A 17,538-nucleotide genomic window follows, 5' to 3' on the forward strand; every position below is an offset into this window, starting at 1 on the left:
TCTCCTTGCTGTGTCAGTTGGCTACGCGGGCGGCGTAGCGCAGTCCTTGCTTGGTCAGTCGGCGCACGTTCGGCTCCGACAGGTCTTCCGGGGTGTGGCCGATCGAGTGGTAGAAGACCCGGCCGGCACCCCACTGGCGCACCCACGCCACCGGGCTGCGCAGTCCCTCCAGCCAGGGCAGGTGCTCGCCGCTGAACTCTGTCTCCGCGAGTACCCGGTTGTTCGGGTCGACGTGCATGTAGTACTGCTCGGACGCCACGGCGAAGTCCTCGACATCGGCCGTCACCTCATGCTCTCGGTCGGTGATGCTCACCTTGTACGGCTGCGGGAAAGCTTCTCCCGCGGGATGTTCGACGAAATCGCCGCCGAGGAGGAAGTGGTACTTCAGGCTCGCCCGGAACGCGGCGGCGGCGCCGTGCCACGCTGCGACCCCGGTTCCGGCGGCGACGGCGTCGAGCAGGTTCTTCTCCTGCGAATCGCTCAGGTCCTCGGTGGTGAGCGCGTTGTTCCAACCGAGCACGATCAGGTCGTATCCGGTCAGGTCGCGGTCGAGGGTGAAGATGTCCTGCGACTCCTCGACCTGGTAGTCCAGTTCAGAAAACAGTTCGCGTGCCCATGCGGCGATGTCGTACGGATGGTGGCCGGGCCAGCCGCCGTAGAGGTAGAGGACCTTGGTCATGAGTGCTCCCATGGATGGTGAAACCGGAATGGTGAAACGATTAACTTATGGTGGTGAATCGTATCACCGGCTGGACCGGTGTCAATGGGTGATGTCGAGGGGAACGTCGGAAGCACCCGAACGCGGACTAGGATCGGGCTTCGCCACCTGTGCGCTTCGGTGCGCAACGGCCGGTTGTGGCCGATGAACGCCGACGAGGGAGTACCACGTGGTCACGATGAAAGACGTCGCCAAAGCGGCCGGAGTATCGGTCGCCACCGTCTCCTACGCCTTCAGCAAATCGTCGAAGGTCTCTGCGACACAACGGGAACACATCTATTCCGTCGCCGCGGAACTCGGCTACGCCGGGCCGAACATCGCCGGAAGCAGTCTGCGGTCGGGGCGGATCGGCGCGGTCGGCGTGATCGTGCCCGACTCCCCGGTGCAAGCGCTCGAGGATCCGTCCGTGACCCTGCTGATGAAGGGCATCGCGGAGATCGGGAACTCGGCCGACATCGCCCTCACCCTGTTCCCGGCCTCGCGTGGTGGCTCCCCGGATTCACCACCGAACTCGCTGGTTCTCCGTGGGCTCGTGGACGGTGTGGTCATCCACAACGTCCCCGACGGTCATCCCCTGGTCGAGGCGATCATCGCGCGCGGCATTCCGGCCGTCGTGGTCGATTCGCCGAGAAGCGCGGGACTGCCGTTCGTGGCCATCGACGACCGGCACGGCGCCTACCTGCAGATGGATCACATCCTGAGCCTGGGCCATCGACGCATCGGGATCATCGTCGACAAGCTCGGCCAGGATTCCGACTGCCGGATGGTCACGGTGGACGAGGTCGGCGCGGCGACCGAGCGCAACGCGCGGGAGCGGCTCGCCGGCTACTTCGCCGCAGCCCGCGACCACCACCTCCCGGTGGAGGAACTGTCGATCGTCGTGGCGGGCAACATCGATCGCGCCGCCGGTGCCGAGGCCACCCGGATCCTGCTCGACGCCGCTCAGCCGACCGCCCTCGTGGCGACGTCCGACGTGCACGCGGTGGCGGCGTGGCAGGTGTTACGCGAGCGCGGTCTGGCGGTGCCCGACGACCTGTCCGTCATCGGGTTCGACGACGCACCCGTTGCAGAACTTCTCGGTCTCAGCACAATTCATCAACCGATCGTCGAGAAGGGCCGCGCGGCCGCGACGATCCTGCTCGATCGCCTGGGTGGCGGTACCCGCACACGATCGTTGATGAAGACGTCACTGGTCGTCCGCGCCAGCACCGCGCCGCCGCGCGAATCCAGCACCGCGCCGCCGCGCGAAATGTGACGATGCTCCGCGACGGCCGGGCGTCATCCCTCATGATGGATCGATGACGAGTGCAGTGCCGCGACTGGGCGTGACGTTCATCCCGACGATCGAACCCGAGCGGTTGAAGGACTTCGCGCGGGTGGCCGAGGACAGTGGCCTCGACGAGATCTGGTTGTGGGAAGACTGTTTCAAGGAGAGCGCCGTGGCCTCGGCGGCCGCAGCACTCGCGTGGACGGAGCGAATCCACGTCGGCGTCGGGTTGATGCCCGTCCCGCTGCGCAATGTCGCGCTCACCGCGATGGAGATCGCCACGCTCACCCGGTTGTTTCCCGGTCGAGTGATCGCGGGCGTCGGGCACGGGGTGCAGAGGTGGATGGAGCAGGTGGGCGCGCGGGCGGCGTCGCCGATGACCCTCCTCGAGGAGTACACGGTGGCGCTCCGGGCACTGCTGGACGGCGAGTCGGTGACCACGCAGGGGCGGTACGTTCGGCTCGATCGTGTGAGACTCGACTGGCCTCCCACCGAACGGGTTCCGTTGATGCTCGGCGGCGAGGGCCCCAAGTCGATACGCCTCGCGGCACGTCTGGGTGACGGCAACCTCGTCACTTCCGCGGTCGATGACGACGAAATCCGCAGAACCCGCGACCTGATCCTGGACGAAATCGGAGCCGACGGTGCCGCCTCGCAGCGGATGATCGTTCCGAAGATCGCCGCCACCGGCGAGGGTGCGCGGCGCCGGGTGGACGAGGAACTGGCGCGGTGGGAGAAGCCGTCCGACACCGGAATCGGGGTCGCGGGTGACGCGAAGACCGTCGCCGAGGAGGTGCGAAGGCTCGTCCGCCTGGGCGCGACGTCGGTGGCCTTCGCGCCGACCGAGGACGAACCGGACCTGCTGGGCTTCGTCGAGTTCCTCGGCCGCGCCGTCAAACCCCTTATCCCCACGTGAGTGGGAAAGAGTGCCCGAGCACACTTTGCCACTCACGTGGGGGGTCAGTTGCCGGTCGGCCAGGTGTCGGACAGCGTGTAGCCGGTCGGGAACGGGTCGGCGGGGTCGAGCCCGACCTGGCTGAGTTCGGTGATGTACGCCTGGCCGCTCACACGGGGGACCACGGCGTCGTACGTGCCGACCTTCGTCAGTCTGTCGATCCGGCTCTCGAAGCGACTGCCGATCACCGATTCGTGCACGAACTTCTCCCCGACCTCGATGAGGCCCTTCGCCTTCAGCACCGCCAGTCGGGCGGACGTGCCGGTGCCGCAGGGCGAGCGGTCGAGTCGGCCGGGGGAGACCACCACGGCATTCCGGGCGGTCAGCACCCCGTCGGTGCGTGCGAGCGGGCCGACGAACTCGGTCTGGGTGATTCCGGCGAACTCGGGATTGGTCGGGTGCACCGCGGGGATCTGTTCGGCGGCGGCGGTCTTGAGCTTCTGTCCGAGACCGCAGATCTCGCGCGCCTCGTCGGGTTGCAATTTCAATCCGAGCTGTTCGGCGTCGGCGAGTACGTAGGCCATGCCACCCCACGCCACGTCGACGGTGAGGGTGCCATAGCCGTCGAGTTCGAGCGGCACCCCGATCTCGTAGGCGAACGCGGGCTGGTTCTCGAATTCGACACTGGTCACCTTGCCGTTCTCGCAGGTGCAGCGAATGCGGATGAGTCCGGCGGGTGCTTCCAGCACGATGTCGGTGACCGGTTCGACCATCGGGATCATGCCGGTCTCGAGCAGGGCGGTGGCGACGCACATGGTGTTGCTGCCCGACATCGCCGGGTACTCCGTGGACTCGGCGATGACGTAGCCCATCTGGGCCTCGGGGTCCGTCGCCGGGACGACGAAGTTGACGCACTGGGTCACCGAGCCCCGCGGCTCGTGGAGCAGAAGCTGCCGGAGGTCGTCGCGATGCTCGCGGAAGTGCTTCATCTTGTCGAAGACCGTGGCACCGGGGACGTCGCCGATTCCGCCGGTGACGACGTTGTTGATCTCGCCCCCGACGTGACACTTCACTACGTTGACTACTCGACTCCAGCGCACGATGTTCCTCCGTGTGTTCGTCTGCGTTCTGCAATTGCGTTGCCTGGTTCCACCCTGCCAGGGCTGAACTTCTCTGCGCCTGCCGGCGAGAGGCGAGGCCGGCAGCGGGGGTGATTGCTGCCGGCCTCTGCGCACGTGTCGGGGAAGGGTCACTCCGTGATGAACGCGCGCGGTCTGGGATCGGGACACACGCCCTAGCTGCGGGCGTAGGTGAGTCCGGTCTCGGCGATGAGCTTGGTGAGCTCTTCCTTCTTGTCCGCGGGCAGCTCACCGTACGGTGCGCGGGGCACTCCGAGGTCCACGCCGACGGCCTGAGCGGCGGCCTTGGTGGCCACGGCGTAGCCCTCCTTGCCGAGGAAGTCGAGGACGTTCCATAGCCGCTTGAAGATTTCGAGGGCCTCGGTGTACTTGCCGGCCTTGGCGAGTTCGTAGATCGCGACGCACTCCCTGGGCGCGAAGTTGGGCGCACCCCAGATGGACCCGGCGGCACCGGCGGAGAAGGCGGGCAGCACGATCGTGTCCCAGCCGACGAAGGTGTCGATGGCGTCGCCGAGGTTGAAGATGAGGTCGAAGGCCTGCTCGATCGATCCGGACGTGTCCTTGATGTACTTGACGGCGTCCGTGCGTTCGAGCAGTTCACGGTAGAACGGGCGGTCGAGGTTCATTCCCGTGACACCCGGCAGGTTGTACGCGATCACCGGGATGTTCGCCGCTTCGCCGACGGTGGCGAAGTACTCGATGACCTCGTGGCGCGTGGGGGCCTCGTAGAAGGGCTGCACCAGCAGGACTGCGTCGGCGCCGGCGTCGGCTGCGTGCCGGGACAGTTCGATGGCCTCCGCCGTGCGGGTGGAGCCGGTCTGGGGTGCGACGGGCACGCGACCGGCGGCCTGGTCGATGACGACCGTGTTGACGAGCTTGCGCTCGTCGAGCGTGAGTGCTGCGAACTCTCCGGTGCTGCCGCCGGGGACCAGGCCGTGCAGTCCGTTCTCGATCAGGAAGTCGACGTGGTTGCGCAGTGCGCCCTCGTCGACGGTGCCGTCCTGGGCGAAGGGAGTGGAGACGGCGGCGAGGATGCCACCCAGCTTCTTGGTCATGTCGTGTCCTGTTCGGTGGTGGTGGTCAGGTGATGTCTTGTGGTGTCGACCGCGCTCTAGGCCTCAGCGATTGTTACATTGGCGATTGTCGACAAGAGAACGATGTTAAATCTAAGGTCGATCCGCGGTGGTGTCAAGGGATCGGCCGGGGTTCTTCGGCCGCTATTCGCCGACGGTGATGGGATCGCGGCGGAGGGGCTCCGCCGAGACCCGCGCATCGACTTTCCGGCCTGCGGTCTCGTGCAGCGTCGCCGCCGCCACGATGGCCATCACACCCGTCACGATCAGGATGACCGAGGGCGACAACGGACTGCCGGTTGCCGCGATCAGATACGTCGCCACATACGGCGCGGTGCCGCCGAAGACTGCGACCGAGATGTTGAACCCGATCGAGAATCCTGCGTACCGAACACGACTCGGGAAGATCTCCACCATCGCGGCGCCCGACGCGGACATGAACATGGCGAGGCAGATCCCCATCGCGGCGTGCGCCACGACGATTGCGGGGACATTCCCCGTCGCGAACACCATGAACGCGGGATAGACGATCAGCGTGCTCGAGACGGCACCGAGGATGATCACCGGCTTGCGACCGTAGCGGTCGGAGAAGCGGGCGAACACGAAGATGGCGACCGCCGCCGAGCACAGGCAGGTGACCGTGGACGCGGAGGCCAGACCGAACGAGAATCCCACCTCCGACTGCAGATACGTCTCCATGTAGACGAAGATGAAGTAGAAGGCCGCGGCCTGCAGCGCAATACAACCGACCACCTGCAGGATCTGCCGGCGACTGGTCGCGAGGGCATCCTTGACCGGGGACTCGCTGACTTCGCCCGAGGCCTGAAGTCGTTCGAATTCCGCTGTGTCGCTCAGCTTCAGGCGAATGTAGAGCCCGACCAGCCCGAGTGGTCCCGCGATGAGGAAGGGAATGCGCCAGCCCCACTCGAACATCGCCGCCTCGCTCAGTGCGGTGTTGAGGCCGAGGATGAGAACCGAGGCCGCCGCGTTGGCGAGGTAACTCGAGCAGTGCCAGAAGCTGACGGTGCGCGCCCGCCGGCCACGTTTCGCGGATTCGACGAGGAACGTCGCCGCCCCGCCGGGTTCACCACCGGCGGCAAAACCCTGAATGATCCGCAGTGTCACCAGCAGGGCAGGCGCCGCGAGGCCGATGGTCGCGTATCCCGGCAGCAGACCGACCGCGAACGTCGATAGCGACATCAGGATGATTACTGTCGCAAGGATCTTCTTGCGGCCGACCTTGTCTCCGAGCCGGCCGAAGACGAATCCGCCGATGGGATTCATCAGGAACGCGACTCCGAACGCGGCGAACGTCGCGAGCAGGCTCGTCGCCGGATTCTCGGACGGGAAGAAGATCCTGCCGAGCAGGACGGCGAGGAACCCGTATGCGGCGAAGTCGAACCAGGTGATGAAGTTTCCGATCGCGGCGGCCGTGATGGCCCGCCGCATCTCGGGGCCGTGCAAACCGCCCTGTACTTCCGTCATGTGTCTTCCGATCGATCGAAGTTTATTGTCGACAATCTGTGTGAGAGATGATGCTGAAACGAGAGAGGGTGTCGGGGTGTGCTCAGCTGCAGCGGGTCGGGATGAATTCCCCTGCCGCGTTGCGCATGGTTCCCACCTGAGGCGCGTTCGCCAGTCCGACGGTCACGGGTCCCTGCTCCGGGTCGACGGCGTCCATGATCGACCACGGCACGCGGAAGACCCGTCCCGGTGACGCGGCCCACGGCAGCAGCTTGGTCGCGACGACGCGACCCCGTTGTGAGACAGTCACCTTCGGGAACCGGACCAGCTGATCGGTCCACAGCAGCAGGCGCCGGCGTGGTGGGGCCGGGTCGCCGGCCCGAAGGATTCCGGGGGAAACCCAGCGGAACGGCGGGGCCGCGAGGATGCGCACCGCGGTCGCACCCGGATCGATCGCTTCGCCGGCGTCGAGGAACGCGGCCACCCGGTCTGCGACGAACGTGCCGTCGAGGGCAGCGATGTCGGCGGTGTCGACCGGGTGCAGGACGTTGCCCGCGGCGAAGACGCCCGGCCGGCTGGTCCGCAGAGCGGTGTCGACCAGCGGTCCCTTCGTTCCGGGGTCGATGGCGATACCCGCCGTGCGCGCGAGTTCGTGGTCCGGGATCCACTCGCCCGTGAAGACGACGGTGTCGCATTCGACGATCTCGCGGGCGCCGGTGTCGAGATTCTCGATCTCGACCGCCTCCAGATTTCCGTGGCCGATGACGCGCACGACGCGGGTGCGGGTGGCGATCGGGAGCCGGAACAGTGCCTTGCCGGGAATGATGAAGGCGGCGTAGGACTCCGGCGACGGGTACTGCGTCGTCATGAGCACGGTCGTGCACCCGGCGTGCTTCAGAGTCATGACCGCGGACCAGCTCACCAGTTCGCCGCCGACGACCACCGCGCGTGTTCCGACACGGCCGTGGTGCAGGTGCACGATGTTCTGCAATTGTCCGGTGGTGTAGACCCCGGACGGTCTGTCGCCGGGAATCATCCGGGCCGGACGGGCACGCTCGCGGGCACCGGTGGCGAGGACGAGCGCCCTGGACTCGATGCGGAGGAGACCCGCGGGCGAGGTGACGTCGAGCGCGCCGCCCGGATGCACTGCCGTCACCATCGCGTTCGGCATGATGTCGGTTCCCGCGGACTTCGCCTCCCGCACCAGGCGTTCGGCGTAGGCCGGGCCGCCGATGAACGTGTGCATGTCGCGGATGCCGTAACCGGGGTGATCGCAATGCCGCGGGATCCCACCGGCGTGGCTTTCGCGGTCCAGGACGAGAGCCTGGCGCCCGTGGACCTTTCCGAGCTGCGTGGCTGCGGCCAACCCGGCGGGGCCTGCGCCGACTATGGCGACATCGGCGGTGATCACGGTGCGTGAGGTGTCGGGAGCGCTCATCGGACGGCTTCCTTCCGGGTCTCGGTCGTCTCGGGCGACCCGGCGGGGCATCGGTGTGCGTCGACGAGCGAACCGACCTCGGCGCCGCAGAAGAAGCCCTGGCATCGGCCGTTCATCGCCCTGGTGCGGCGACGGAGCCCTTCGAGTCCGGCCGGGGGAATCAGCGACTGGTACGCGTCGCGGATCTCACCCGCCGTGACGCGCTCGCAAAAGCAGACGACCCTGCCGTATTCACTGTCACGCGCGATGAGTTCGGCGTCCTGATACGGGCGAGTGAATGCTTCGCCGATGTTCGGCATCCGGGGTGGCGGCGGCAATTCGGTGCGTGCGCTGTCGAGTACGCCTGCCTTGGTGAGCAGTTCGCCGACGTACTCGGCCACCGCCATTCCGGACGTCAGTCCGGTCGAGCGGATTCCGCCGACCAGGACGTAACGCTGGTCGTGGTCGACCTCGACGAGGTAGTCGCCGTGATCGGTGGCGGCACGGAGTCCGGCATACGTGGCGGTGACCTCCTCTTCGAGCAGTCGCGGCATCAGCTTGCCGCCCTTGCCCAGCAGGAACTCGAAGCCGGCTTCCGACGTCGCCGTCGCGGAACGGTCGGTGAGGTCTTCCGCGGTGGGCCCGAGCATCACGTTGCCGTAGATCGTCGGGCTGACGAGAACACCTTTGCCGCGGGACGTCGGGACGGGGAGCACGATCTTGTCGATCAGCGGTCGCGCGAGCTTGTCGTAGACGAGCAGTTCGCCGCGCCGAGGCGTGACGTGGAATCGGTCGTAACCGAATTCCTTGTCGACGTAGTCGGCTCCCAGACCGGCGGCGTTGATCACCCACCGCGCGCCGATGTCGCCGCTCGAGGTGTGCAGGATCGTCCGCTCGGACTCGACCGTCACCGACTCGGCGCGGGTCCGCGTCCGCAGCGTCACTCCGCGGGCGACGGCGTCGGTGGCCAGCGCGAGGTTGGTGGTCCAGGTGCAGATGATCGACTCGTCGGGGACGGTGAGCCCGCCGAGCGCGCCGTCACCGAGCGCGGGCACGAGCCGGTAGACCTCGTCGGCGTCGATGATCTCGCAGTGGGTGTAGCCGTTGTCGGCCGCCTTGTCGCGCAGGCCCGGCAGTGCGGCCAGTTCCTCGTCGTTCCACGCGACGAGGATGGCGCCCGACCGTTCGACGGGAATCCCGGTCTGCTGTGCGTATTCGGAGAGCAGCGTGTAACCGCGGCTCACCATGCGGGATTCGAGTGTGCCCGGTTTCGCGTCGAATCCGGTGTGCAGGATCGCCGTGTTCGCCTTGCTCGTCCCGTCGCCCACGTCGTCCCGCGCCTCGACGAGTGCCACGGTGTGGTGGTATCCGGCCAGCTCCCGCGCGATCGCCGAGCCGACGATGCCCGCACCGAGCACGACGAAATCGTAGTCGGGGGGCGGAGGGGTGTCAGTCATCGCTTTTCTCCTGTGGCAGTGCCGCTCGTGCGGCCGCCCGCCAGTGGTATCGGAATTCTGCCGCGCGGTCGACCGACCACCGCGGCTCGTAGGTGGTCGCCGGTTCCCAGTCGGCTACCGCGTCCTCCAGGGACAGGTCCGGGTTCAGTGACAATCTGGCACAGGCCGCCGCACCGAGAGCGGTGGCGTGGGACGACGGATAGACGTCGAGGGGGATCTGGATCAGATCGGCCGTGGCCTGCATGAGGCGGCGGGACCGCGTGAGTCCGCCGTCCACCCGCAGCCGGGTGAGGGGAGCGCCCAGGTCGCCTTCGACGGCAGACACCAGCTCCGCCGTCTGCGCCGCCAGCCCCTCGAGGACGGCGGCCACCAACTGGGACCGATCGGTGGACAACGTCATCCCGGAGAACGACGCCGTCGCGTCCGGTCGCCACCACGGTGCGGCGAGACCGGCCAGCGCGGGCACGAAGTACGTTCCACCGGAATCGTGCGCGGCCACACTGTCGAGGTCGCGCGCCGACTCGATCAGGCCGAGGTCCTGGATCCACCGGATGGCAGAGGCGGCGGTGTAGGCCTGGCCGTCGACGCAGTACGACGTCTTCCCGCGCACATTCCACGCGACGCAGGACGCCAACCCGGCGGCCGAACGGACCGGGAGCGTGCCGGTGTTGGCCAGCAGGAACGCCCCGGTGCCGAACGTGCACTTGGCGGTGCCCGCGTCGAAGCACCGCTCCGCCAGGAGGGCCGCCTGCTGATCGACGACGAGACCGCCGACGGCAGTGTCGGATCCGAAGACATCCGTGGTTCCCACGACGACGTCGTTGGCGACGATGGTGGGCATCCGTTCGGCGGAGAGCTCGAACAGATCGAGGAGCTGCGGATCCCACGCGACCGTGTCGAGGTCGGTGAGCAGTGAGCGGCCGGCGGTGGCGGAATCGGTGACGAACTCTCCGGTCAGGTAGTGCACGATCCAGGTGTCCGTCGTGGTGACCACGCCCGCTGCGGTGGCGTTCTGCCGCAACCACTGCATCTTCGGCGCCGAGAAGTACGGATCCAGCACCAGGCCCGTCCGCTGTTCGACCCATGCTTTGGACTCGGACTTGTTGCGGCACAGCTGGTCCGACCGACGGTCCTGCCACACCACGGCCTGGCTGAGCGGTCGGCCGGTGTCCGGATCCCACACCAGGACGGTCTCACCCTGGTTGGCGAGGGACACGGCGGACACGGGCACACCCGCTTTCGCGACCGCGCTCCGTCCCGCTTCGAGGACCGAGCTCAGCAGTTCCATCGGGTCCTGCTCCACGCCGCCCGCGGCGAGATATGCGGGACGGACCGGTGTTTCGGCGATCGCGAGGACGTCGCCGTCCTCGGAGACGACGACAGCCTTCGTGCCGGACGTGCCCTGGTCGATGGCAAGGACTGTCACAGCTCTTCCTTTCGAATCGGATGGGTGGGACAGGTCTAGTCGGTCCGATTGCGAAAATCGAACTCGTATCTCGCGGTCGTGTCGTCGACCCGCCACACGTCGACGTTGCCGTCCCACAACGTCACCAACCAGCACTTGCGTCCGCGCGACGGCACGACCATGGTGGCGTGCGCCCAGGGCGACGCCGTACCGCTGCGCAGGTCGATCCGCCGGATGGCCCGTCCGACCGCGTCTTCCGGCTCTGCCGGCTCCCACGTGCGCCACGCGGTGTCGTGGCGGCTCGGCGCCGTCACGACAGGCTCACGATGACGTGCTTGACCCGGGTGAATTCCTCGAGGCCGGCCGCGCCGCCCTCTTTACCGTAGCCCGAGCCCTTGAAACCGCCGAGCGGTCCTTCCGGGCCGACCGCCATGTGGTTGTTCACCCACACGACTCCGGACTCGATCGCGTTGACGTTCCGCAGCGCACGACCGATGTCGCGGGTCCAGACCGACGCGGCGAGTCCCTGCTCGACCGCATTGGCCTTCTCCAGCGCGTCCGCCTCGTCCGTGAACGTCTGGACCGTCGCCACCGGGCCGAAGATCTCTTCCTGCACCAGCTGATCGTCCTGTTGCAGACCGTCGATGAGCGTGGGCTCGTAGAAGTAGCCGGGACTGTCGACGATCCTGCCGCCGGTCACCACCCGTGCGTGGTCGGGCCTGCCGTCGACGAGCCCGGCGACGCGGGCCCGCTGGCCCTCCGAGATGAGAGGTCCGAGAACCGTCGACGCGTCGGCCGCGTCACCGATCCGGGCCGCCCGCAGGCTGTCGGCCAGCGCCGCGACGAACGTGTCGTGGATGGTCTCGCTCACCAGCAGCCGGGTTGCCGACATGCACTCCTGGCCGGCGTTGAACAGGATGCCGTTGGTGAGGATCGGGAGAGCGGCCTCGAGGTCGACGTCGTCGTAGACGACGACGGGAGCGTTCCCGCCCAGCTCGAGCACCAGCCGTTTGGGTGTCGCACCCGCCGCCTCGGCGATCCGCTGTCCGGCCGACGTCGAGCCGGTGAAGGAGACGAGGTTGACGTCGGGGTGACGAACGAGAGCGTCCCCGACCACACTGCCCTTGCCGTGCACGACATTGAGAACACCCGGGGGCAGCAGCTGCTGCGCGAGCTCCGCGAACCGGGTGGTGGCCAGCGGGGTCAGCTCGGCCGGCTTGATGACCACGGTGTTGCCGGCGACCAGTGCGGGCGCCAGCTTCCAGATCGCCTGCCAGAGCGGGAAATTCCACGGCGTGATTCCGAGGACGACACCCAGGGGTTCGCGCCGGACGAAGCTGGTGTTGCCGGCGGTGAATTCACCGGCGGCCTGCGCGGACAACGCCCGGCCCGCACCGGCGAAGTGCCGGAACGCCGCGACGATGCCGGGAAGCTCGTCACCCTTCGCCGCCGTGGTCGGCTTGCCGGCATCGAGCGTCTCGAGGTCGGCGAGGTCGTCCAGGTTCGCCTCGAGGAGGTTGGCGAGGTCGTGCAGAATCTGCGAGCGCTCGCCGGGCGTCTTCGCGGCCCAGGCCGGGAAGGCCGCGCGGGCCGCGTCGACGGCGCGGTAGCCGTCCTCTACGGTCGATTCCTGGAGTTCGGCGACGACCTCGCCGGTGGACGGGTTGCGGACCTGTCGCACCTGCTCGGAGGATCCTGCCACGGCCTTGCCGTCGATGATGTTGGTGACGGAACGAAGCGTGGATGACATGAAGTTCCTTTCGAATGTGGGTCGGTTCTCGGGGGAGCGGGCTGTCAGAGGTGTCCGGCCTGGGTGTCGATGGACTTACCGCGCCTGCTCTTGGGGATCAGCATGTAGATGACGGCGCCCGACGCGATGACCAGCAGCATGCCGAGGCCGACATGGGTGGGGTCGGAGTAGATCAGCAGTGCGCACAGCACGACCGACCAGGCGATCGCCAGGACGAAGATGACCGGGCTGACGATGCCGTAGTGCCACGGGTGGGACGGCAACTTGCGCTTGACCAGTCCGTAGAAGCCGACGACGACCACGACACCGTAGGCCATTCCCCAGGCGAGTGCCGTCATCGCTGCGAGTACGGACAGCAGCGAGGACCACAGTGCGAACACCACGGAGATCGCGAAGATCGTGAGGGTCGCGTTGATCGGGATCCGCTGGGCACTGACCTTCCGCAGCCAGGACGCCGCGGGGATCTGGCCGTCGCGTGCCTGTGACCACAGGACGCGAATTCCGGTGAGCTGCAGCATGACCAGGGCGGCGAACAGCGCGACGATCGCGACGGCCTCGAAGATGTTCGCGAATGCGGTACCGACCGCGGTGTCGAGGATCAGCTTGACCGGGGTGGTGCTCTCCATGACCGCCGGGAGGTCCTGGATGGCGAGCATGATCAACGCGACCATGAAGATGCCGACGACGTAGGAGGAGACGTTGGCCATCACCGATGCCATCGGCGCCTTGCGGGCGGCGTCCTTGGTCTCCTCGGAGGCGTTTCCGGTCGCGTCGAACGACGAGATCGCATATGCGGGAAGGATCATCGCGAGAAGGAAGGGGACGAACCAGTTGCCGCCGGTGGTCGTTCCGCCGGATTCGCTCAGGAACGACAGCGGCTGGGTCGGATGCTTCACGATCAGCAGCACGGCTACGAGTGCGACGACGCAGAGCACTTCCGCCACCACACCGATGTTGTTGAGCACGGCGGCGACGTTGACTCCGGCGATGTTGATGACGGTGCCGAGCACGATCAGGCCGAGCGCCCAGGGGAGTGCGTCGGTGTTGTCCTCGAACGTGACGCCGAACCAGCCGGCGACGAAGGGGGCGATGCTCACGGCGACGGTGGTGACCGCGACGGTGTGCGCGATCAGCAGCCACCATCCGGTTTGCCAGGCCAGCCACGGCTTCCCGGTGATCCGCCCGGTGATCTGATACACCCCGCCGGCCAGTGGGTAGGCCGAGACGAGCTGCGCGACCGCGAGTCCCACGGTGAACACCTGCAGGCCGCCGCCGACGAGGAACGACCAGAACGACGCGGGCCCGAAGAATCCGAATCCGACGATCAGGGTCGTGAAGATACCGGAGGCGATCGCGATCGAGGTGAACTGGACTCCGAAGGCGGAGAACAGTCCCAGCGTTCGGTTGAGTTCCTGCTTGTAGCCGAGCTTCTCCAGATACGCGGAATCGCTGTCCGCTCCGGAATCGAGGAGCGGACGCTCGGGCTCGGTGGGCGGTTGAGTGGACACCGGGGGCTCTTCCGGGGTTATGGCCATCGTGACCTCGCTGGTCTCTGTCGCGGGTATCTCGGCGGGGGATGCGCCGAGACGAGGTTCGGTTGTCGTGGAAGAAGGCGACTGGATGCGCCGCTCTTGTTCTACTGTCGACAATCTACCACAAATCGGTGTGACCTCAATCACCAGTTGTTTCGACTGGATTGCCTCTGCGTCAACCGCGCCCGAGGCGACGATCGCCGGCAGTCAGATCGACGAGGGACCGTGCGGTGTCGCAACCGAGGCGCTCGAGCCGGGACGCCAGTGCGAGAAACACCTGTGCCGTGGTGACCGCGTCGCCCAGCGCGTGGTGGGGATCGACGACGGGCAGACCGAGCGTGTCGGCCAGCCATTCCAGGTTCGGCTCGCACCGGTGCTGTCGCGGCGCCACGCCGACCGCACGGGCGAGAGCAGCGGTGTCGACGACCGGCGGCCGGAACTTCAGCCCGCTGTCGCGGAAGGCACGGGAGAGGAAGGCCGTCTCGACCCACGCCGCGTGGGCAACGAGGGCACGGTCGGTGAGGAGATGGCGCAGGACGCCGACGGCCTCGCTCAACGGTGGCGCATCGGCGACGTCCGCCTCCCGCAGAGTGTGGACGGCAACGGCCTCCGGGCGGATGTCGCACTCGGGGTGGACCAGCCCGTAGACGCTCTCCGCCATGACGATGCGGCCGTGCCGGACCACGACCGCCCCGTAGGACACGATGGTGTCCCGCACCAGATCCAGTCCGGTCGTCTCCAGATCGACGACCGCGAACTCGGCGTCGCGCCACGGGCGCACCAGAGTGTCGGGGCGGCGGAACCTCCGGTGCGCCCTCATGGAAGGCGCGCCACCCATTCACTTTCCAGCCGGTTCTGGACCTCGGCCACCGCTCGGAACGATTCACGCAGATACCGGCGGGTGAGCGTGTCCAGTTGGTTGGGCGCGACCCATGTCGTCGCGACGGTGTTGCCCTTGATGGCCTCGATCTCGCGGCCCAGAACCAATCCGTACACGTACTCGAACGCGCGCACGAGCGTCTCGGTTTCGTCCGAGGTGAGCAGATCGGCGGCCTCACCGCGCCGCAGTCGGGTGAGGGTGGAGCCGCGATCGTCCCCGGTGACCACGGCGATCCACCGGCCCAGGGAGGCGATCGGCACGAGTCCGCCCGCCTTGAGGTCCAGGTGGCCGCGGTTGGCGCCGGAGTGCTCGACCACGAAGTTGCGCACGAACCCGACCGGAGGTCGCCGGGAGGTGGTGAAGCGCAGCAGGGCCGACAGGTACTCGCGACTGCGGGTGGTCGCGAGCATGGCGTCGGACACCGAACGTCCGAGCGACATCCCGCTGGCGGGTCTGCTGTCGGCGATCATCGACGACAGCAGCAGAGCGTTCTTCTGGGTGGGATTCGTGATCCACGACGTCGCGGCGGCGACCGCGTCGGTGCGCGAGCGCGCGAACAGGGGGTTGGTCGCGTTGGCGCCGTCGGCGCAGCGGGGCAGGCCGCAGCGTTCCATGTTGTCCAGGACGCGCCCGGCCCAGTTCTGCAACTTCCGGGCGGGCGAGTCCGTGCCGGGCAGGTCTTCCCAGACCAGGCCGGTGTCGACGTCCGACTTGGGGAGGGGTTCGCGCCGGGCCACCGACCCGAGAAGCAGCCAGGACGTCCGGTGGGGAACGTGGTCGGCGCCGACGTCGGTCAGCTCGACGAGCCGACTGATGATCGCGTCGATCACCGCGGACATCAGACCCGCGACGTGCATGACGGACGCTCCGGTGTCGTACAACTCGACCCAGGTTCCGGGGAGCAGGGCCGCCGCGGACGCCAGGTCCTCCACCGTGGTCGCGTCGTCGATCGCCCGGCGGACGACGAGGGGATTGCGCACTTCGGCCGACGCGAGGTCGACGACGCGGAGAATCCCCACCGGTCTCTCACCGGTGCCGGTCACGACCAGGTGGTGCACCCCCGACTCGACCATCGTCAGGAACGCATCGCCCACGAGCGTCTCGGCGGGGACGGACCGGGCGGGGAACGAGGCGATGACCGATGCCGGGCCGTGCGCGTCGACGTGCCCGTCGGCGAACGCCCGCCGGAAGTCGTTGTCGGTGACGATGCCGATCGCACCGCCCCGGTCCATCAGCGCGTACGACTGGCCGGCGTCGGTGATCACGGACGCGGCCTCGCTCACGGTCGCGTCGGCGGGACACCAGACGACGGGGCGCATCTGATGACGGGCCGCACGCAACGCCTGATCGACCAGTCCGGAGCGGGCCAATCGTTCCCGCGTGACGAGGGTGCCGTAATGCCCGAACTGGAGTCGCTGCGGGTGCCGCAGCACCGGCCGCGGGTCCGGGAAGCGGTAGCAGAGTGTGTCTTCCGAGGCGCGGATCGCGAGAGGCGGAGGCAAACCGGACAGCACCGAGATCTGCCCGAAGGTTTCGCCGGGGCCGAGCAGGTCGACGACCCGGCCGCGGTCGATCACCTCGACCTCGCCGGTGCGGACTACGAAGAAGTGATCGAGTGGGGCCTCGCCTGCCTCGACGATCCGTGCGCCGGCGACGAAGTACTCGACCTCCACCGTCCGGGCCAGGGCGTCGAGGTCGGCGGAGTCCAGCGCGTCGTAGGGCGGCTGACTGCCGAGGAAGTCGACGTACTCACGCATTCGACGGTGGAGAACCGTCGCCTGCCGCGGTCGCGGCCGGGGCAGCGTCGGTCGAACCGTGGACGTGCCGGTCGATCTCGCGGGTGATCGCCTCGAGGTCGCCGGTATCGATGATGGTGAGCAGACGCTCGTGTTCGGCGACGACGTCGTGGAGGTCGGGGAACGACTGATGATCCGCCGAGAGGAACAACTGGAGCTGGGATTCCCAGCTGCGCCACAGGTCCAGCAGGAGGCCGTGTTCGGACAGTTCGTAGATCACCCGATGGAAGCTCATGTGCGCGTCGATGGTCCGGGTCAGGTCACCGTCGTCGGCGCCCCGGGCCATGTCCTGGAGGGTCCGCACGATCTTGGTCCGGCCGGCACCCGACAGTCGTGGCAGTGCCAGTTCGATCGCATAGGGCTCGAGCCGTTTGCGCAGGCTGGCGATCTCGGCCATCCCTTTCGCGCTGACCTCGGCGACGAACGCACCCTTGTACGCGATCTTCACCACGAGGCCTTCGTCGGCGAGGATGCTCAGCGCCTCCCGCAGTGGCGCCCGGCTCACGCCCAGGTCGGCGGCGATGTGTGCTTCGCGGAGCTGACTGCCGGGGGCCAGGGTGCCGTCGAGGATCGCCGTGCGCAGGACGCCCGCGACCGTGCCCGGAGTGGTGCGCTGATGGATCCGCCCGAGGGAGATGTCGCCGTCCTCGCGTCGACCCACAGTCGATCCCGGTGGACGATTCGGTGACAGAGTCATCGGGTTGACCTTTCTGATGGTGGTTGACTCGACGTTGACCACGCCGGG

The 17,538-nt window shown here is 67.6% G+C and carries 15 protein-coding genes; 2 read left to right on the plus strand and 13 right to left on the minus strand.

The window, feature by feature from the left end; translation table 11 throughout:
* Positions 1-13: 13 nt before the first annotated feature.
* A complete protein-coding gene (locus ACFWAY_RS00450) occupies positions 14-679 on the minus strand; it encodes a ThuA domain-containing protein (protein ID WP_378456994.1) in 666 nt (221 codons plus the stop codon).
* Between the two features lie 208 nt (positions 680-887).
* Here ACFWAY_RS00450 and ACFWAY_RS00455 point away from each other — a divergent pair, with 208 nt between their 5' ends.
* Positions 888-1,973 carry a LacI family DNA-binding transcriptional regulator gene (locus ACFWAY_RS00455; RefSeq protein WP_378509500.1) on the plus strand — a complete coding sequence of 362 codons (1,086 nt, stop codon included), beginning with the start codon at positions 888-890 and terminating at the stop codon, positions 1,971-1,973.
* Between the two features lie 43 nt (positions 1,974-2,016).
* Entirely contained in the window at positions 2,017-2,901 is an 885-nt protein-coding gene (locus ACFWAY_RS00460) for an LLM class flavin-dependent oxidoreductase (protein ID WP_378456996.1), read from the plus strand.
* A 44-nt stretch (positions 2,902-2,945) separates the two neighbouring features.
* Here the strand turns inward: ACFWAY_RS00460 and ACFWAY_RS00465 are convergent, their stop codons facing one another.
* From ACFWAY_RS00465 to ACFWAY_RS00520, 12 genes are all read right to left on the minus strand, one after another.
* The gene (locus ACFWAY_RS00465; protein WP_378509501.1) at positions 2,946-3,980 is read right to left on the minus strand and encodes a proline racemase family protein; all 1,035 of its coding nucleotides are present in this window, start codon (positions 3,978-3,980) and stop codon (positions 2,946-2,948) included.
* A 194-nt stretch (positions 3,981-4,174) separates the two neighbouring features.
* Complete coding sequence (locus tag ACFWAY_RS00470) at positions 4,175-5,074, minus strand: dihydrodipicolinate synthase family protein (RefSeq protein WP_378456998.1); 900 nt, start codon at positions 5,072-5,074, stop codon at positions 4,175-4,177.
* A 162-nt stretch (positions 5,075-5,236) separates the two neighbouring features.
* Positions 5,237-6,577: an MFS transporter gene (locus ACFWAY_RS00475; protein WP_378456999.1), complete on the minus strand. Its 1,341-nt coding sequence runs from the start codon at positions 6,575-6,577 to the stop codon at positions 5,237-5,239.
* Between the two features lie 82 nt (positions 6,578-6,659).
* Positions 6,660-7,994, minus strand: coding sequence for an NAD(P)/FAD-dependent oxidoreductase (locus ACFWAY_RS00480; protein ID WP_378509502.1), 1,335 nt, complete (start codon positions 7,992-7,994; stop codon positions 6,660-6,662).
* Positions 7,991-9,430 carry an NAD(P)/FAD-dependent oxidoreductase gene (locus ACFWAY_RS00485; RefSeq protein ID WP_378509503.1) on the minus strand — a complete coding sequence of 480 codons (1,440 nt, stop codon included), beginning with the start codon at positions 9,428-9,430 and terminating at the stop codon, positions 7,991-7,993. The genes ACFWAY_RS00480 and ACFWAY_RS00485 overlap by 4 nt, the downstream gene beginning before the upstream one ends.
* Positions 9,423-10,856 (minus strand): FGGY family carbohydrate kinase, encoded by a 1,434-nt coding sequence (locus ACFWAY_RS00490; protein WP_378509504.1) that lies wholly within the window; start codon positions 10,854-10,856, stop codon positions 9,423-9,425. The genes ACFWAY_RS00485 and ACFWAY_RS00490 overlap by 8 nt, the downstream gene beginning before the upstream one ends.
* Before the next feature lie 35 nt (positions 10,857-10,891).
* Entirely contained in the window at positions 10,892-11,149 is a 258-nt protein-coding gene (locus ACFWAY_RS00495) for a hypothetical protein (protein ID WP_378457003.1), read from the minus strand.
* Positions 11,146-12,585 (minus strand): aldehyde dehydrogenase family protein, encoded by a 1,440-nt coding sequence (locus ACFWAY_RS00500; RefSeq protein WP_378509505.1) that lies wholly within the window; start codon positions 12,583-12,585, stop codon positions 11,146-11,148. The genes ACFWAY_RS00495 and ACFWAY_RS00500 overlap by 4 nt, the downstream gene beginning before the upstream one ends.
* Before the next feature lie 44 nt (positions 12,586-12,629).
* Positions 12,630-14,093, minus strand: a complete 1,464-nt coding sequence (locus tag ACFWAY_RS00505) for an APC family permease (protein ID WP_378509506.1) — start codon at positions 14,091-14,093, stop codon at positions 12,630-12,632.
* A gap of 199 nt (positions 14,094-14,292) precedes the next feature.
* Positions 14,293-14,937, minus strand: a complete 645-nt coding sequence (locus tag ACFWAY_RS00510) for a PolC-type DNA polymerase III (RefSeq protein WP_378509507.1) — start codon at positions 14,935-14,937, stop codon at positions 14,293-14,295.
* Positions 14,934-16,754 carry a putative nucleotidyltransferase substrate binding domain-containing protein gene (locus ACFWAY_RS00515; RefSeq protein ID WP_378509508.1) on the minus strand — a complete coding sequence of 607 codons (1,821 nt, stop codon included), beginning with the start codon at positions 16,752-16,754 and terminating at the stop codon, positions 14,934-14,936. Before ACFWAY_RS00515 ends, ACFWAY_RS00510 begins: the two co-directional genes overlap by 4 nt.
* Positions 16,747-17,532 (minus strand): GntR family transcriptional regulator, encoded by a 786-nt coding sequence (locus ACFWAY_RS00520; RefSeq protein WP_378509509.1) that lies wholly within the window; start codon positions 17,530-17,532, stop codon positions 16,747-16,749. Before ACFWAY_RS00520 ends, ACFWAY_RS00515 begins: the two co-directional genes overlap by 8 nt.
* Positions 17,533-17,538 lie beyond the last annotated feature (6 nt).

This window comes from Rhodococcus sp. NPDC059968 (assembly GCF_042738615.1).
In the GTDB taxonomy this organism is placed as follows: Bacteria; Actinomycetota; Actinomycetes; order Mycobacteriales; family Mycobacteriaceae; genus Rhodococcus_F.